Annotated in this window: 1 protein-coding gene and 1 pseudogene; one reads left to right on the top strand and one right to left on the bottom strand. The window is 58.2% G+C overall.

Going from position 1 to position 935, the window contains the following annotated elements; genetic code table 11:
• Window positions 1-113: 113 nt before the first annotated feature.
• Window positions 114-389 (bottom strand): annotated as a pseudogene (locus tag I6F20_RS37560) (transposase); the annotation flags it as partial.
• Between the two features lie 381 nt (window positions 390-770).
• Between I6F20_RS37560 and I6F20_RS37555 the strand changes: the two are divergent.
• Window positions 771-935: transposase (locus tag I6F20_RS37555; protein WP_225131593.1), on the top strand; the 165-nt coding region annotated here is incomplete at its 3' end.

The following is a 935-nucleotide window of genomic DNA, read 5'->3' as shown; positions in this document are numbered from 1 at the left end:
ATCTCATCATGGCCTGGCTGCAACAGCAGTCCGCTCGCGAGAGGCCGGATACATTTATGCAACTGGAAGCGTCATTTTCGCTGTTACGACCCTTGCACGGACGGTGCGGACCATACATTCTTTCTCAGCAAGTCCTTCAGCGCGACATTGTCGAGCATGGCAGCCGCCCCAGCCGCGTGTTCTCATCCTCCAGCGCCTTCAGCCGCTTGGCCTCCGACACCTCCATACCACCGAACTTCGCCTTCCATTTGTAGATGCTCGCGTCGCTGACGCCGTGCTTGCGGCGCCGGCCTCGTGCTCCTTCAAATCCCGATGTTCTGCTCTTCCGAAAAGCGGCTGCCTTCATGCTCTGGTCCTTCTCGTGGGCCAGAACCAACTTCAAACTGGATTAAGCCCGTGGGGCAAGGTCGGCGGCTCGGTTACATGCGTCGTCGACGAACTGTGCTGCCGGATTCAGTGCTTGGAGAGGTCGAGGCTGGAGCCCGTGTCGCGCAATGCGGCGTCCCACAACTCAGTGCGCTCCTTCGGCACGTTAATAGAACCTGGTCTTTCGGCGATCTAACGGTCGATGCCGGTGGGCCGATCGGCCCACCGCCCCAAGTCGCCCAAGTTTGCTCTTAATACAGCTTTGATCGAAGGAAGGAACGGTAGACTCGCTCCGACGAAGCTATTGACGCACGCGTTAAGTTGAGGGCTAAAAGCAACCCGTGACCTGCCACTGCGTATTTCCTCCAGAAGGAGTTAGAGTCCGGCCGAAGAAGGACGGACAGATGAAGCGAGCAAGGTTCACGGAAGAGCAGATTATCGCGGTATTGAAGGAGCATGAGGCTGGGGCGAAGACAGCCGACCTGGCTCGCAAGCACGGTGTTTCCGAGGCGACGATCTACAATTGGAAGGCCAAATTCGGCGGCATGGACGTTTCCGAAGCGAAGCGG

It is taken from the genome of Bradyrhizobium sp. IC3123 (genome assembly GCF_020193625.1).
Lineage (GTDB): Bacteria > Pseudomonadota > Alphaproteobacteria > Rhizobiales > Xanthobacteraceae > Bradyrhizobium > Bradyrhizobium yuanmingense.
This window is presented reverse-complemented; position numbering and strand designations above follow the sequence as displayed.